Genomic DNA, 14,185 nt, shown 5'->3' with positions numbered 1-14,185 from the left:
TGCGCGCAAACGTCACCCTGCGCTCTTCTCGTGTCTCCGCAGGCTCTAGCGAGGCGGCGCGGCGCCGAGATCGTCTCCGATCAGGCGAAGCGCCCGCGCGGCGCGCGCCCGGGTGCTCTCGCCCTCGATCTGCGGCAGCGGCAGGTCGGGAGTCACGCCGGCCACCTCGTTGCTCCCGTCGGCGCGCAGCCGCATGCAATTGGGCAGGCGGAAGCGCAGCCGGCTGTGGGCGAGCACCAGAGGCTCGGCCTCGACCATGAATCCGCAGCCGTCGCCGCCGCTCTTCTCGCCGATCAGCCTGCCGATACGGTTGTCCTGCATCACCGCGGCGAACATCTCGGCCGAGGAATAGGAGCGGCCGTTGATCAGCACGTAGACCGGCCCCGTCCAGGCACCGAAATGCGCCTCGATCCTTGACGGCCAGGAGATCCGGCTCGCGACCTCGCTGCTGCCGTAGGCGCCGCGCGGCAGCCCGGCGGCGAAACCGCTGGCGAAGCCGCTGTCGATCGTCCGGTTGCAGGCGTCGGGGTCCCAGGTGCGGCGCTCGCGCCACACCCAGGAGAGGTCGCAGCGCGCCTTGCCGATGGCCGCCTTGCGTCTCGCGAAGAAAGCCCGTGCGCGGTCGACGGCGGCCCGCGCTTCCGCGTCGCGGGCAGCCGGCCGCACGGCGTCGAGTTCGGCGATCTGCTCGTCGAAATAGCGGGCGGCGATCGGTGCATCGACCGCCGCCATGCGCGCCGAAGCGACGGCGCGGTTGGTGACCAGGCGCGCGGTCCAGTCGCCGCTGTCGTTGCCGCCGCTGTTCGTGCCGATGTCGACGATCACCGCCGCGCTGCCCAGCGTCCTGAGCGCGCCGAGCTGGCGTGCCAGCGCTGCGAACCAGCCGCGCTCCGCCGCTTCCGCGATCGCCTCGGCGGTGACCGCCGCTCCGTTCGAGCGGAGCGAATTCCAGGCGTCGAGGCAGACGGCGGGGAAGGGCGTCGGCCGAAAGTTCTGGATGCGGATCACGCCGATCGTCCGGCCGTCGGGCAGCGGCGCGAGCCCGGCACGGAACGGCGCCGCGAGGCCGTCGGAAAGCAGGCGGAAACCGGGGAGGCGCTCGAACGGCAGCGAGAAGGCGACCGGCGCAGTCGAGGCGAAGCCGAGTGCTGCGCAGCCCGATTTCGGATCGTCCGCGTCCAGCGCCGGCGGCGCCGGTTCCGGCTCGGCCGGCGCACTGCGGCTCTGGGCCGGCAGCTCGGAGAAATGCCCGTCCTCGAAGCCGGCGACGAAGGCGCGGATCGCCCGCCGCGCCTCCTCGTCGTCGGTTGCGGCGGCGAGGCTGGCCTGGGCCCGCCGCCACAGCCGCGGCACGTCGACGCCGCTCTCCGGCGCGCCCATCCAGGCGAGATTGACATAGGCGCGTTCAAGCTCGGCGCGGAGCTGCGCGAGGTCCTGCTGCCATGCCTGGCGGTCGAATCTTCCGGCGGGCGCGACGGCGCCGGCCGGGGCGGCGGCGCAGGCGATCAGCGCCGCAATGATCATTCGCAAGGGAAGACGCTTGGCGATCATCGTCAGTCTCTAGCCCGTTGCCGGTCTCGCTGTCTTGGACGCAGCGACGCCCTTGGGACGCTCAGCACATGCGCCGATAGGCGTCGGGCGTGCAGCCGATCTGCGCCTTGAACGCGCGGGTCATGTGCGATTGGTCGCAGAAGCCGCATTCCAGCGCGATCTCGCTCAGCGGCATGGAGCGGCGGTCGAGCAACGCGATCACCCGGGCGATGCGCAGCCCGCGCTGGAACGATCCGATCGACTGGCCGACAGCGCGGCGGAATGCGCGCGACAGGGGTAGCGGATCGCAGCCGATGGCGGCGGCGACTTCGGCTACCGAGAGGCGGTCGCCCTTGTGCGCGCTCATATAGTCCTGCGCCCTGCGGACGATCGCCGGGCGGTCCGCCGTGCGCGTCCGCCGCGCAAAGGTGGCGAGCAGTTCCAGGCTCAACGCCTCGACCGCCAATGCGCTGAATTCGTCCTGCGCCCGCAACTCCCCGACGATGCGCCGGCCGAGCGCCACGCACGCGCCGCCCCGCGTGCGTGGTGCGTGCGTGGCGGCGGAGACGCGCGCCAGCGCCCAAGCCGGCGGGGAGACGATCAGCTTGGTCGCGCCGCGCCGGCCGAAGCGCTGGGCGTGCGGCTGGTTGGCCGGGCAGAACAGCAGCGTTCCGGCCTCTTCGATCTCGCGCCGCCCCAGCGTGCGCTCTTCATAGTCGCCGGTCAGCACCAGGCAGAGCGAGGCGGTGGCATGGACGTGCTCCGCCATGGTTGAGCCGGCGGCATAGGTCGCGACCCGGGCGGCGGAGAGCAGGTCCATCGCACTAAGTTATCATGCCGCTCTCCTCGCCGCCACGCGCGCGCGGCGGACGCAGCGGATCGGTCCGCGGTGCCGGTCCCGCCGCGAGAGATGACAGTCGCGGCGGATCGTGGCAGGTGCGCCTCATGCTCGCGCCCCGGGAAGCCCTTCGCCGCACCTTCGCCCGGGGCGGCGTCCGCCGGTCGCTCGCCGTTGCCCTGATCGTCGGCACCACCCTCAACGCGATCAACCAGGGCGATGCGCTGCTCAATGCCCATTCCCTCGTCTGGTGGAAGATCGGGCTGACCTATTTCGTTCCCTTCGCGGTCGCCAGCTACGGCAGCTACGCCGCCCTCCGCGCTTCCTGAGGGGCGGGGACGCGACGCCGGCCGCGCGAGCTGCTAGCTTCGGTCATCGATGGGGGGGAAATATGAAGCATGTCCTTGCCGGCGTGGCGGCGCTTTCGCTGATCTCATGCCAATCCACGGGGCCGCACGACGGCTCCCTCGGCTCCGCGCCGCGATCCTGTTCGTCCGAGGCGGACCTTGAATCGGTCGCCGCAACGGTCCGCGCCTTCTACGATGCACTGGCGCGCGACGATGGCGCAGCGGTGCGGGGTCTCACCACGGAGACTTTCTACGCCTTCGAGATCGGCAAGCGCTACAGCGGCCCCGAGCTTTCGAAGCTGATCGCCGATGCCCACGCGTCCGGCCGGATCATGCAGTGGAACATCGGTACGGTCGACGCCCGGATCGACTGCAGCGTCGCCTTTGCCGCCTGGGAGAACGTCGGTGCGGCCGGAACCGCGGCCAGGCTCGAGCCGCGGGCGTGGCTGGAATCCGCCCTGCTGGTGCGGCGGGAGGGACGCTGGCGGATCGACATGCTCCATTCCACGCCGAAGGACCCGCGGAAATAGCTCTGATCCTCGGCGCGCGGCGGGGCCGCCGGCCGTCGCCACAGGCGGCGGCCATCGGGTCGGCGGGCGTCGATCAGGCCGCCGCGCCCGCGCGCCTGCGGTCGCCGGTGGCGAAATGGGCGAGCTGGTCGGCATGCGCCTTGGCGAAGGCGGGGCGGGCGGTGGCGCGCGTCATATACGCCTTGCAGGCTGGGAATTCAGCCAGGCCGCCGAAGCGGTCGATCGGGCGCAGCACGTCGGCCATCATGATGTCGGCGATCGAGAACGGGCCGACCAGCCACTCCCGTTTCGCCAGCAAAGGCTCGACATGAGCGAGCCGGTGCGCTTTCATGAAATCGTCGAACATCGTCACGCCCGGCGCGTCTTCGGCTACGCCCATGAACTTGAACAGCACCCAGGGCTGGCTCGCCGCCTCGACCGAATTGAGCGCCGCGAACAGCCATTCGATCGTCTCGCCGCGGCTCTTCGGTTCGGCCGGCAGCAAGGCCTCGCTCCTCTCGCCGAGGTGGAGCAGGATCGCGCCGCTCTCGAAGATCGAGACGTCGCCGTCGGTCAGCCACGGCACCTGGCCGAACGGCTGGTGGGCGAAATGCTCCGGCTGTCGGTCCTCGAACGGGACGCTGGCGACACGATAGGGAAAGCCCGCTTCCTCCAGCGCCCAGCGGATGCGCAGGTCGCGCACGAAGCCGCGCGGCGGCTCGGGCACCCAGTCGAAGGTGGTGAGGATCAGGTCCATGGCATCTCCCTCCCGCTTTCATCATGACCGGGTCCGCCACGACGCGAAAGAGGCGGCGCGCAGCCGCTCGCGCATGAAAAAGGGGGCAGCCTTGCGACCGCCCCCTCCTTCTCATCGCGGGTGTCGATCAGGCGAAAACGTAGCCCGGATCGGTGAACGCCGCATAATCCGTGCGGATCGTGTAGCCCATGTCGGCGAACGAGGCTGCGCTCATCGCGGTGAAGTAATTCTCGCCCTCGTTGATGTAGCCGGTCATCAGCTCGTTGCCGAACGTCTCCTCGTCCCAGTGCGAGCCGGCGGTGCCGGCGCCGCCGTCCTGCTCGACGGCGATGCCGGCGCCAATGCCGCCCATCGCGTGATATTCGGAGACGGCGCGCGCGCCGGTGAACAGGCCGTTGGTGACGAGGCCGAGCCGGTCCCAGATCGAGCCGAAGCCGAGGCTGTGGCTCATCTCGTGCAGCACGACGTCGGCGAAGACGTCGAGGCCCATGTCGTTCACGTCGGTGATGTCGAACTTCATCTGCGCCGTCGCGGGCAGCGAGCTCGCGGTCCGGACCGAGGTCGGCCCTGCCTGGCCGAGGACGCCGTACAGACCGTCGATCGGGCCGAGCTCGGCGGTGATCAAAATGTCGTCGACGTTCGTGATGCCGCCCTTCGAGCGGACGCTGACGTTCGGGAGGTCGCCGACGATCAGTGCGCTCAGCCTGTCGGCCGAGGAGACGAAGATGTTGTACAGATCCTGGGTCCAGGTGCCGACGAACTGGATGGTGATGTTGTAGCCGGCCGAGGCCGTCGCCGGGCCGCTGGTGTACGGCGCGAAGCTGGTCGTGCCGCCGCCGCCGCCGCCACCGCCGCCACCGCCGCCACCTTTGGCGGCCGAGACGCCGATGTCGCTGGTGTGGACGATGTGGGTAAGGTCGAGGCCGACGAGCTCGCGAGTCGTCAGCGGAAGCTCCGGCTTGCCGAGCCCCCGCGGATGGCCCTGCCCGAAGGCCGAATTGCCCGCGTCGGCCACGCCGATGCGGCTGAAGTCCAGATCGGTAGCGCTGAAGTCGAGATGTCCGTTCCTCATGTTCACTGCTTCCCCTGTACGCAACCGGTACTCGCCCGCCTGCAGTTGTAGGTGAGGAGGAACCTATCGGAAGCAGGGCGGCTGGCAAGCCCTTGTTTTTCGGCAACATTCCGAATGCGTATCGACCTCTCCGGCGGCTCTTTCCCGCGGAAAACGCGGGCGCAGCAGGTCGTCGGCAGGCGATCCCGCCGCTCGGTCCGTCCGAAACGGATCAATCGCCGCGTCACTTCGCGGCGGCCCTTGTGGTGGTCGATCTCGCTATCCGCTCCCCGCCGCGCGCGGGCGCCGGCGCGCCTTCGCGTCCGGGTTCGCGAGGCGCCGCCGGTTCGCTCAGCCGCCGCCGGGGCCTAACTGCCCTTCGCCCGCGCCGGCGGGGCGGCTCCCTCCCCCTCGGGCCGCGGTTCCAGTCAACCCGGTAGAAATCGATGCGCCGGTCGGCGAGGTTGCGGACCGTGCCTTCGGCGCGCTCCCAGGTCAGATCGGCGCGAATGTCGTCGGCGATGGCCAGCGTCTCGATGTTCTCGCTGGCCTCGGCGGCGATGCCTCACGCTCCTCGCCGCATTGCCGCGCAACTCCACGGCGCTACTTGCGGTTCTTGCGGGCCGCGTAGCGGGCGTCGCGCGCCGCCTTCAGCTCCGCTTCGCTGCGCGGTGCCGGCTGCGCGGCGAGCTTCGCCGCCGCCTCGGCCTCTTTCGCTTCCTTCGCGGCCTGCTCCGCGGCCCTGCGCGCTGCCCGCTTCTCGGCCTCGGCCGCCTCGCGCTTCAGGCGGGCCGCCTGCCGCTCGGCGACGACCGCTTCGTCGACCGGCGGCTTCGAACGCAGCGCGTCGAGCGCCTTCTTTTTGGCTGCCGCGGCGCGGCCGACCCGGTCCTGGAAGGACGGATCCCGGTATGACTTCATGTTTCCTCGCTGAATTCTCTTCTGTGTCAGCGGAACGGCCGTCGGCCGTTCCGGTTCGCTTGGTGGCGAACCGGCCGGCTTCGGCGCCGAAATGCGCCTTGGCATAGCTGCGCGCCGCAGTCGCGGTCTTGAACGCTTCCAACTGGCGCGAGGAGAAGCGAAAGAAGGAATGAGGAGCGGCAAAGCGCCGAAGACCGTCGAACTGCGACTGCAGCCCGGGCTGATGTAGGTGCTCGGGCGCGGATTGTCGCGGGCCTGGCCCGGATTGGAATTGCCAGGCGGGCTGCTCCACCTGGAGACTTCGCCCATTCGTATCGCGCCTTCGGGCAAGTCGCCGATGCTGCTTGCCGGCGCCGGCCGATTGCCTGATCCGGCGCGATGCGTCACGCTGCGGCCCGGCCTTTGGGGGAGCGCAGTGCAGGACATCGCGGAGCGACGGAAGACCGAGGCGCCGGACATCGTCATCGGCCAGGCCGCCTTGTGGATCGGCATGGGTGATGGGCTGAGCTGGCCCTGGCTCGACGTCGCGATCCGGATCGGCGACGGCTGGGAGAAGGCGCTCGACGTCAACGGTCCCCTGCTCCAGCGGCCGGACGTGCTCGCCTTCGTGCCGGCGCTGCGGGCGTTCGTCGCCCGCGAGCGGAGCGAGGTGCGGCTCGCCTCGCTCGGCGGGTCGATGCGCCTTTCGCTCTCGCGATCGGAGACCGGCTGGCTGCGCGGCGAGGCGAAGCTCGATCGCGGCGCCCTCAGCCAGACGATCGGCTTCCCGCTGCGCGAGGAGCTGCTCGCGCCGGCGCTGGCGGGGGCCGAGGCGGTTGCGGCGCGGCTCGCGTCGGAGGATCGCGGCTGGCGCCCCGACCCGGCCCGGCTCGCGGCGGGGGAGGCGCCCCGCCCGCCGCGCGACAGCGGCATCGCCCGCGAAGAGGATCCGCTGCGCGCGCCGTTCGAGCCATGGGACGCCGGGCTCGGCGCCGGCGAGGACGTCGCCTTCACCTATACGCACGACGGCTACGGCTGGTATTCCGTCCAGGTCCGGCTCGGGGAACGCAGCGGCGAGTTCGGCGGCGGCTATCTCACCGATCCGATGGGTGATCTGCTGCGCGCCGGGCTCGCGCTGCTCGCCGACGCCTGGCAGGCCGAGCTCACCTGCAACGCCGAGCCGGGGCTGACTCGCGTCCGCTTCGAGCGCGTCACCCTCGGCGGCGACGTTCTGCCGGACGGCCGGCCGCTGGCGCGCCACGGCTGCCGCATCTCCATCTGCGACGTCCGCTCGAGCGGCGAGGAGCAGCCGCCCGAGTTCGACGCCCTCTGCCGCTCGCCGCGTGCCGTCGCGGAGGCTGTCTACGCGATGGCGCTGGCCCATTTCGCCGACGATGCGGGGCCGTGGAGTGCGCCGATGGCCGCGCTCGAGGCGGCGCTCGCCGCGGTTCCCGACGAATGAGCGGGCGCCGGGCCGCGCCCCGCGCCGGGCGAAAAATGGGTGGCGGATTGAACCGCTGCGGCCGGATGCGGCACTCAGCCGGAACGATCGGATGGCGTGATGCTGAGATCGCAGGTGGCGGCGCGTTCGGCAGGTGACCGGGAGCTCGACGAGGCCGCGCTCGTCGAGAGGCTCCGGGGGCGCGACGTGCGCGCCTTCGAGCAGCTCTACCGGGCGTATCACGGCCGCATCTCGCGATTCCTGCTCAACATGATGCGCCGGCCGCATCTCGTCGAGGAAGTGGTCGACGATGTGATGATGGTGGTGTGGAACAGGATCGGCGACTTTCACGGCGCGAGCAGGCTCTCCACCTGGATGTTCGGGATCGCCTATCGCCAGGGGTTGAGCGCGCTGCGCCGGTTCGACGATCCGATCGAGGATCCGCGCCAGGCCGGGCTGGAGAGCGGCGAGCCCAGCCCGGAGCAGAGCGCCGGCGCCGATCGCTCGCGACGCGCGCTGGGCGAGGCGATCGACCGGCTGTCGCCTGCGCATCGTGCGGTCGTCAACCTCACCTATTTCCAGGGCTTCGGCTATCGCGAGGTCGCCGAGATCCTCGATTGCCCGATCGACACGGTGAAGACGCGCATGTTCCACGCGCGCCGCCACCTGAAGCGGGCGCTCCCCGGCGATCTCGCCGACTGGATATGAGGGCCAGGCGATGGGACATGTGGTGACCCTGCCCGCCGACCGGCACCGGGAGACGCAGATGCTGCTCCCCTGGTATGCAGCCGGCACCCTCGACGAGGCGGATCGGGCGCTGGTCGAGGCGCACCTGCCCGATTGCGCCGAGTGCCGCGCCACGCTCGCCGCCGAGCCGGCGCTGCGCGAGGCGCTCCGCGTGGAAGACGAAGACGGCGGACAGGGCTGGGCTGCGCTGCAGGCGCGCGCGGCCGCCGCAGCGCCCGTTCCCCCGCGCCGCCGGGCCCGTCGCTGGTCCTACCGCGCCGTCGCGGATCCGGCGCGGCTGAAATGGCTGGTGGCCGCCCAGTTCGCCGCTCTGGTCGTGCTCGCCGTCGCCGCGGTGCCGCAGGCGCCCCCTCCCGCGCCCGCGGGCGATGGCGTCCAGGCGGCGGCGGGTCCGGAGGGGAGGTATCGCGCGCTCGGCGAATCCGGCGCGGCGCGCGCCGGCAACGTTCTCGCCATGTTCGGCCGCGACGCCACGGTCGAGGACCTTCGCCGCGCCCTCGACGCCAGCGGCGCCCGCCTGGTCGACGGGCCGACCGCCGCCGGCGCTTATGTGCTCGCGCTGCCCGGCGGCGAGGCAGGGCTCGCCGCGCTGCGCCGCCAGCGCCACGTGATCCTCGCCGAGCCGATCGCCCAGGCCCCGGCCGAATGATCCAGGCGGCGTTCCTCGCCGGCCTGCTGTTCGCCACCGGCCCCGGACCGGCGGCGGATCCGCCCGCCCCGCCCGGGGCGCCGCCCGCTGCGCCCGGGTCGCCCGCCGCGGCTGCCGACGCCGCCCACCGCATCCTGGTCATGCTCCACCTGCCGCCCGAGCATTACCGGCCCGGCCAGGACTATGCCGGCGGCTATGGCGACGCCGCCGCCGCCGCCGCGCGCCGGCGCCTCGCCGCCCGGCTCGCCCGCGAGAACGGGCTGATACTGGTCGACGCCTGGCCGATGCCGATGCTCGGCGTCGACTGCGTGGTGATGGAGGTGCCCGACGGCCGCGCGCCCGCCGACGTCGCCCGCCACATGTCCACCCTCGCCGCGGTCGACTGGTCGCAGCCGATGAACCTGTTCGAGACGCAGGCGGCGGCGCACAACGATCGGCTCTTCCCGGCACAGCCCGCGGCGCAGCTCTGGGGCCTCGCCGATCTCCACCGGGTGGCGACCGGCCGCGGCGTCCGGGTGGCGGTGATCGACAGCCAGGTTGATGCGGGCCATCCGGACCTGCGCGGCCGGATCGTCGAGAGCCGCGATTTCGTCGCCGGCCGCGGCACGCCGGGCGAGGCCCATGGCACCGGCGTCGCCGGGATCATCGGCGCCCGGGCGGACAACGTCGTCGGCATCGCCGGCGTCGCGCCCGGCGCCGAGCTGATGGGCCTGCGCGCCTGCTGGCAGAGACCCGACGCCGCGGGGACGCTTTGCGACACCCTCAGCCTGGCGCGGGCGCTGGCCTATGCGATCGAGCACCGCGCCGCGGTGATCAATCTCAGCCTCACCGGGCCGGAGGACCTGCTGATCGCCCGGCTGATCCGCGCCGGCCAGCAGCGCGGCGCCGCCTTCGTCGCCGCCGTCGATCCGAAGACCAGCGGCGGCTTCCCGGCCTCGGCCGCCGGGGTCGTCGCCGTCGCGGAGCAGGGGATGGCCGCCGGGCGGCGCGGGGTCTATTATGCGCCCGGCCGGGACATCCCGACCACGCAGCCTGGGGGCCGATGGTATCTCGTCAGCGGCAATTCCTATGCCGCGGCGCATGTCAGCGGCCTGCTCGCTCTGGTGCGCCAGCTGCGCGAGGCGCCGGGCGCGCGGCCGCTCGTCGCCGCGGGAGAAAGCGGGGGCGCGATCGACGCCTGCCGCACCGTCGCCCGCGCCGCCGGCCGGCCCGAGCAGGGCTGCCCGCCCGAAGACTGAGCGAGGCGGCACCGCCGCGCTTCCAGCCCGCCTTCTCCTCATCGTCTGCGCGCTCGGCGCGCCCGCCGCCGCACGCGCCGAGGTGGCGGCCAGCGCCTCGCTCGCCAGCGACGATCGCTTCCGCGGCGTATCGACCAGCCGGAGCAGGCCGGTCGCCGGCCTCACGCTCGCCTATGACGACAAGAGCGGCTTCTATCTCGGCGTCTCCGGCACCCTCGTCCTCACCCGCGACGACGGCATCCGGCCGCTGCGTTCGGTCCAATATGCCGGTTACGCGCGTCGGGTCGCGTCGGGCCTGCAGGTCGACGCGGGCGTCACCAACCGGATCTACGGCAGCGGCTATGCCGGCGGCTACGGCCGCCTCACCGAGGCCTATGTCGGGCTCGTCGGGCGCCGCGTCTCCGCCCACCTCTTCTACTCGCCCGATGGCGACGGCTATGGCGGCGACACGCTCTACGGCGACGCCAATGCTCTGCTCGTCGCGCGCGGCGCCTGGTCGCTCTCGGGCCATGTCGGGCTGCTCGCCGCCGCGGACGATGCCGGCGCGCACCGCCTCGTCGCCGACGGCCGCCTCGCCGTCACCCGCCGCTTCGGCCGCGCCTCGCTCAGCCTGACCTGGGTCGGCGCCACACCCGCCCGCAAGGACGAGGGCGCCCGCGGCACGATCCTCCTCTCCGTCAGCCGCGCCTTCTGATCGCCGCGGCACGGCGAGGGAACCGCCGCCGCCTTCCGGCGCTGGACCGGAGATGCAAGCGGAGACGATCTTGAAGCCCCTGTTCCTTCCCGCCCTCGCCCTTGCCCTTCTCGCCGCCTGCCAGCGCACGCCCGCGAGCGAGACGTTCGTCGTCGCGCCGCCGCCTTCGTCCGCGGAGCGCGGCGAGACGCTCGCCCGCTCGGTCTGCGCCGGCTGCCACGCGATCGACCGCACCGGCACCTCGCCCAACCCCAACGCGCCGCCCTTCGCCGCCGTCGTCAACCGCGAGGGCGTCACCGCCGAGACCCTGTCCGCCTTCCTCGCCGACGCCCACAATTACCCGCGCGAGATGGACTTCAGCGTCCACGAGAGCGCCGTCGACGATCTCGTCGCCTGGATGCTGACGCTGAAGGACCCGGGCTACCGCCCGCAGGGCTAGGCGGCTCCCGGTCCGGTTCCGCCGCTGCGCCGATGGCCGATTTTCACGCGAAGGCGCGAAGGATAGGGCGCGCAGCGCCTTGCGAACGGCGGTGCAACCCTCGCACGGTCTGAATGCAAATGGCTTCGCGATCTTCCTTCTTCTTCGCGCCTTAGCGTGAAAAGACGGGCCACGGCCAGGATGCAGGCGTACCTCCTTTGGCCAAGCGCCGTGGCGGCGCGTGGTGGCTCCCTGCGCCCCCTTGCGCACCCGCCCCCGCCTCGCGATGATCGCCGGCGAACGGGCCCGCGCGAGGCCCGCATGAAGGTGGTGGCGAACCAAAGCATGTCGGCGCTGGATCCGGACCCCTGTTCGCCCGGCGACAGCGACAACGTTGTCGTCAACGTCGCCAAGCCTAAGAAATAGCAGCGCGCGGGCGCTGCTGTCCTCACGCTCCGACCGATCAGGTTTCGGGAACCTGCCTGCGGATCGGCTGCGTCAGTGCAGTCGCCCAGGCGGCGGGCGCTCGCGGCACTGGCGGGCTTACCGAACGGTTTCCCCGCAGGGCAGCGAAGGCGAGGCTCGGCTAGGCGACTTGTCCGTGATCAATGCCTGATTGCGCGCGTGACGGCCGTCACGCGCATTCAGCCGCGCCCGTGCAATCCTGAGTGCGGCTGGACGTGGCGGCCGCATGCGTCCGCCCGCTTCTCCGGCCCTGTGAACCAACCGTCCAAGAGAGGAGATGCGCAATGACCGAGCTTTCGCTTCGCAGCCTCAAGGCTGCGGGCCGCGTCGACATCAGGTCGAAACAGCAGATGGGCCGTAGCCGCGCCGCAGGGCAGCGTGACTTCACCTATACCGTCGCGATCGATTGCGGCGACGGCAACACCGCGCAGTTCGTTTACATCCTGCGCGGCGACGCCGGCTCCTATCGCGAGGACTGGTGCGGAGACGTGCTCAACGGTGTGCTGAGCTATGTCGAGGACATTGTCTTCGAGGCCGATGGGCTCACGATTCCCGGCTTCGTCTACAATGGTGTCGACGATTTCGGCACATGGGGCTACTTCTTCAGCACCGACGAGGTGCCGGAGCTCGGTGCCTTCCTGGTCATGTACGGCGACGAGCATGTCGCTGGCCAGCCGTTCAACCCGGCAGGTATGTTCCTGGCGACCCGCACGTCCCCGTGAGCTGACGGCGTAACGGCGGCGAGCGCCGCCTTGCTCACGGCCAACTCCGCGAGACCCGTCCTGACGCCAGCGGCCTCGGCGGGCCTCGCGCTTCGATATCCATCCGGATCGGCAAGGAAAGGGACAACTCGTGTCACCTCCCAAAACGTCTGGGGACCGTCTGTGCAGAAGTGGATATCCGCCGAGCGTTCCGGCCGGGGATGCCCACCGATCCTTGGCGGATCGCTTCCTCATGGCTGGTGGCGGCGGGCGCGCGCTAGCGGCTGCTGGCGGCGCAGCATTGGCTCGCCGCCGGTAAGCTCGGCGTCGCTTATTCTGGGCACGTGGCGGCGCTGCGGGCCCAAGAGCAGATTCGTCGAGCACGCTATTTTGCTGAAGCCGCAGGACGCTTCCCGGATTGCCCCTTCTGGAGGAGACGGCGCGAAGGGGACCGTGCCGACGTCGCGCCCCCTTGCGCTCCCGCCCCCGCCCCGCGATGATCGCCGGCGAACGGGCCCGCGCGAGGCCCGCATGAAGGTGGTGGCGAACCAAAGCATGTCGGCGCTGGATCCGGACCCCTGTTCGCCCGGCGACAGCGACAACGTTGTCGTCAACGTCGCCAAGCCTAAGAAATAGCAGCGCGCGGGCGCTGCTGTCCTCACGCTCCGACCGATCAGGTTTCGGGAACCTGCCTGCGGATCGGCTGCGTCAGTGCAGTCGCCCAGGCGGCGGGCGCTCGCGGCACTGGCGGGCTTACCGAACGGTTTCCCCGCAGGGCAGCGAAGGCGAGGCTCGGCTAGGCGACTTGTCCGTGATCAATGCCTGATTGCGCGCGTGACGGCCGTCACGCGCATTCAGCCGCGCCCGTGCAATCCTGAGTGCGGCTGGACGTGGCGGCCGCATGCGTCCGCCCGCTTCTCCGGCCCTGTGAACCAACCGTCCAAGAGAGGAGATGCGCAATGACCGAGCTTTCGCTTCGCAGCCTCAAGGCTGCGGGCCGCGTCGACATCAGGTCGAAACAGCAGATGGGCCGTAGCCGCGCCGCAGGGCAGCGTGACTTCACCTATACCGTCGCGATCGATTGCGGCGACGGCAACACCGCGCAGTTCGTTTACATCCTGCGCGGCGACGCCGGCTCCTATCGCGAGGACTGGTGCGGAGACGTGCTCAACGGTGTGCTGAGCTATGTCGAGGACATTGTCTTCGAGGCCGATGGGCTCACGATTCCCGGCTTCGTCTACAATGGTGTCGACGATTTCGGCACATGGGGCTACTTCTTCAGCACCGACGAGGTGCCGGAGCTCGGTGCCTTCCTGGTCATGTACGGCGACGAGCATGTCGCTGGCCAGCCGTTCAACCCGGCAGGTATGTTCCTGGCGACCCGCACGTCCCCGTGAGCTGACGGCGTAACGGCGGCGAGCGCCGCCTTGCTCACGGCCAACTCCGCGAGACCCGTCCTGACGCCAGCGGCCTCGGCGGGCCTCGCGCTTCGATATCCATCCGGATCGGCAAGGAAAGGGACAACTCGTGTCACCTCCCAAAACGTCTGGGGACCGTCTGTGCAGAAGTGGATATCCGCCGAGCGTTCCGGCCGGGGATGCCCACCGATCCTTGGCGGATCGCTTCCTCATGGCTGGTGGCGGCGGGCGCGCGCTAGCGGCTGCTGGCGGCGCAGCATTGGCTCGCCGCCGGTAAGCTCGGCGTCGCTTATTCTGGGCACGTGGCGGCGCTGCGGGCCCAAGAGCAGATTCGTCGAGCACGCTATTTTGCTGAAGCCGCAGGACGCTTCCCGGATTGCCCCTTCTGGAGGAGACGGCGCGAAGGGGACCGTGCCGACGTCGCGCCCCCTTGCGCTCCCGCCCCCGCCCCGCGATGATCGCCGGCGAACGGGCCCGCGCGA

15 protein-coding genes are annotated in these 14,185 nt (G+C 71.1%); 10 read left to right on the top strand and 5 right to left on the bottom strand.

The genetic code is table 11. From position 1 onward, the window contains the following. Positions 1-45: 45 nt before the first annotated feature. Both E2493_RS18735 and E2493_RS18730 read right to left on the bottom strand, forming a co-directional pair. Complete coding sequence (locus E2493_RS18735) at positions 46-1,551, bottom strand: S41 family peptidase (protein WP_135089950.1); 1,506 nt, start codon at positions 1,549-1,551, stop codon at positions 46-48. 61 nt (positions 1,552-1,612) lie between these two features. Then, positions 1,613-2,350 (bottom strand): AraC family transcriptional regulator, encoded by a 738-nt coding sequence (locus E2493_RS18730; RefSeq protein WP_135089948.1) that lies wholly within the window; start codon positions 2,348-2,350, stop codon positions 1,613-1,615. Between the two features lie 125 nt (positions 2,351-2,475). Between E2493_RS18730 and nrtS the strand changes: the two genes are divergently transcribed. Together nrtS and E2493_RS18720 are read left to right on the top strand one after the other, a co-directional pair. After that, positions 2,476-2,697, top strand: coding sequence for a nitrate/nitrite transporter NrtS (gene nrtS / locus E2493_RS18725; protein WP_135089995.1), 222 nt, complete (start codon positions 2,476-2,478; stop codon positions 2,695-2,697). A gap of 62 nt (positions 2,698-2,759) precedes the next feature. Further along, the gene (locus tag E2493_RS18720) at positions 2,760-3,245 is read left to right on the top strand and encodes a Cif family virulence factor (RefSeq protein ID WP_135089946.1); all 486 of its coding nucleotides are present in this window, start codon (positions 2,760-2,762) and stop codon (positions 3,243-3,245) included. 73 nt (positions 3,246-3,318) lie between these two features. On the opposite strand, the gene E2493_RS18715 is transcribed toward E2493_RS18720, so the two are convergent. The 3 genes from E2493_RS18715 to E2493_RS18705 all read right to left on the bottom strand — a co-directional run bounded on the left by E2493_RS18715 (position 3,319) and on the right by E2493_RS18705 (position 5,953). Beyond that, positions 3,319-3,981: a glutathione S-transferase family protein gene (locus E2493_RS18715; protein WP_135089944.1), complete on the bottom strand. Its 663-nt coding sequence runs from the start codon at positions 3,979-3,981 to the stop codon at positions 3,319-3,321. 127 nt (positions 3,982-4,108) lie between these two features. Beyond that, complete coding sequence (locus tag E2493_RS18710; RefSeq protein ID WP_167737627.1) at positions 4,109-5,053, bottom strand: leishmanolysin-related zinc metalloendopeptidase; 945 nt, start codon at positions 5,051-5,053, stop codon at positions 4,109-4,111. A gap of 582 nt (positions 5,054-5,635) precedes the next feature. Continuing rightward, positions 5,636-5,953, bottom strand: a complete 318-nt coding sequence (locus E2493_RS18705) for a DUF6481 family protein (protein ID WP_135089942.1) — start codon at positions 5,951-5,953, stop codon at positions 5,636-5,638. Positions 5,954-6,368: 415 nt separating this feature from the next. Here E2493_RS18705 and E2493_RS18700 point away from each other — a divergent pair, with 415 nt between their 5' ends. The 8 genes from E2493_RS18700 to E2493_RS18665 all read left to right on the top strand — a co-directional run bounded on the left by E2493_RS18700 (position 6,369) and on the right by E2493_RS18665 (position 13,682). Then, the gene (locus E2493_RS18700; RefSeq protein ID WP_167737626.1) at positions 6,369-7,394 is read left to right on the top strand and encodes a hypothetical protein; all 1,026 of its coding nucleotides are present in this window, start codon (positions 6,369-6,371) and stop codon (positions 7,392-7,394) included. Between the two features lie 99 nt (positions 7,395-7,493). Beyond that, positions 7,494-8,081: an RNA polymerase sigma factor gene (locus E2493_RS18695; RefSeq protein ID WP_135089938.1), complete on the top strand. Its 588-nt coding sequence runs from the start codon at positions 7,494-7,496 to the stop codon at positions 8,079-8,081. Between the two features lie 10 nt (positions 8,082-8,091). After that, on the top strand, positions 8,092-8,769 hold the full coding sequence (locus tag E2493_RS18690; protein ID WP_135089936.1) for a zf-HC2 domain-containing protein: 678 nt from the start codon (positions 8,092-8,094) through the stop codon (positions 8,767-8,769). Beyond that, a complete protein-coding gene (locus E2493_RS18685) occupies positions 8,766-10,007 on the top strand; it encodes a S8 family peptidase (RefSeq protein WP_135089934.1) in 1,242 nt (413 codons plus the stop codon). The genes E2493_RS18690 and E2493_RS18685 overlap by 4 nt, the downstream gene beginning before the upstream one ends. Before the next feature lie 40 nt (positions 10,008-10,047). After that, on the top strand, positions 10,048-10,701 hold the full coding sequence (locus tag E2493_RS18680) for a TorF family putative porin (protein ID WP_225421590.1): 654 nt from the start codon (positions 10,048-10,050) through the stop codon (positions 10,699-10,701). Positions 10,702-10,771: 70 nt separating this feature from the next. Continuing rightward, complete coding sequence (locus tag E2493_RS18675) at positions 10,772-11,140, top strand: c-type cytochrome (RefSeq protein WP_167737625.1); 369 nt, start codon at positions 10,772-10,774, stop codon at positions 11,138-11,140. A gap of 728 nt (positions 11,141-11,868) precedes the next feature. Continuing rightward, positions 11,869-12,306 carry a hypothetical protein gene (locus E2493_RS18670; protein ID WP_135089928.1) on the top strand — a complete coding sequence of 146 codons (438 nt, stop codon included), beginning with the start codon at positions 11,869-11,871 and terminating at the stop codon, positions 12,304-12,306. Positions 12,307-13,244: 938 nt separating this feature from the next. Further along, positions 13,245-13,682, top strand: a complete 438-nt coding sequence (locus E2493_RS18665; protein WP_135089928.1) for a hypothetical protein — start codon at positions 13,245-13,247, stop codon at positions 13,680-13,682. Positions 13,683-14,185: the final 503 nt, after the last annotated feature.

Source organism: Sphingomonas parva (ex Maeng et al. 2020) (assembly GCF_004564275.1).
Classification (GTDB): domain Bacteria; phylum Pseudomonadota; class Alphaproteobacteria; order Sphingomonadales; family Sphingomonadaceae; genus Allosphingosinicella; species Allosphingosinicella parva.
The sequence above is the reverse complement of the archived record's forward strand: the minus strand, read 5'-3'. Positions and strand labels throughout refer to the sequence as shown.

What these genes read in the sequence shown, in the direction of transcription:
- E2493_RS18735 (WP_135089950.1), bottom strand. Translation starts at nt 1,551, where the DNA reads ATGATCGCCAAGCGTCTTCCCTTGCGAATGATCATTGCGGCGCTGATC.
- E2493_RS18695 (WP_135089938.1), top strand. Translation starts at nt 7,494, where the DNA reads ATGCTGAGATCGCAGGTGGCGGCGCGTTCGGCAGGTGACCGGGAGCTC.
- E2493_RS18710 (WP_167737627.1), bottom strand. Translation starts at nt 5,053, where the DNA reads ATGAGGAACGGACATCTCGACTTCAGCGCTACCGATCTGGACTTCAGC.
- E2493_RS18705 (WP_135089942.1), bottom strand. Translation starts at nt 5,953, where the DNA reads ATGAAGTCATACCGGGATCCGTCCTTCCAGGACCGGGTCGGCCGCGCC.
- nrtS (WP_135089995.1), top strand. Translation starts at nt 2,476, where the DNA reads ATGCTCGCGCCCCGGGAAGCCCTTCGCCGCACCTTCGCCCGGGGCGGC.
- E2493_RS18670 (WP_135089928.1), top strand. Translation starts at nt 11,869, where the DNA reads ATGACCGAGCTTTCGCTTCGCAGCCTCAAGGCTGCGGGCCGCGTCGAC.
- E2493_RS18720 (WP_135089946.1), top strand. Translation starts at nt 2,760, where the DNA reads ATGAAGCATGTCCTTGCCGGCGTGGCGGCGCTTTCGCTGATCTCATGC.
- E2493_RS18730 (WP_135089948.1), bottom strand. Translation starts at nt 2,350, where the DNA reads ATGGACCTGCTCTCCGCCGCCCGGGTCGCGACCTATGCCGCCGGCTCA.
- E2493_RS18715 (WP_135089944.1), bottom strand. Translation starts at nt 3,981, where the DNA reads ATGGACCTGATCCTCACCACCTTCGACTGGGTGCCCGAGCCGCCGCGC.
- E2493_RS18690 (WP_135089936.1), top strand. Translation starts at nt 8,092, where the DNA reads ATGGGACATGTGGTGACCCTGCCCGCCGACCGGCACCGGGAGACGCAG.
- E2493_RS18665 (WP_135089928.1), top strand. Translation starts at nt 13,245, where the DNA reads ATGACCGAGCTTTCGCTTCGCAGCCTCAAGGCTGCGGGCCGCGTCGAC.
- E2493_RS18685 (WP_135089934.1), top strand. Translation starts at nt 8,766, where the DNA reads ATGATCCAGGCGGCGTTCCTCGCCGGCCTGCTGTTCGCCACCGGCCCC.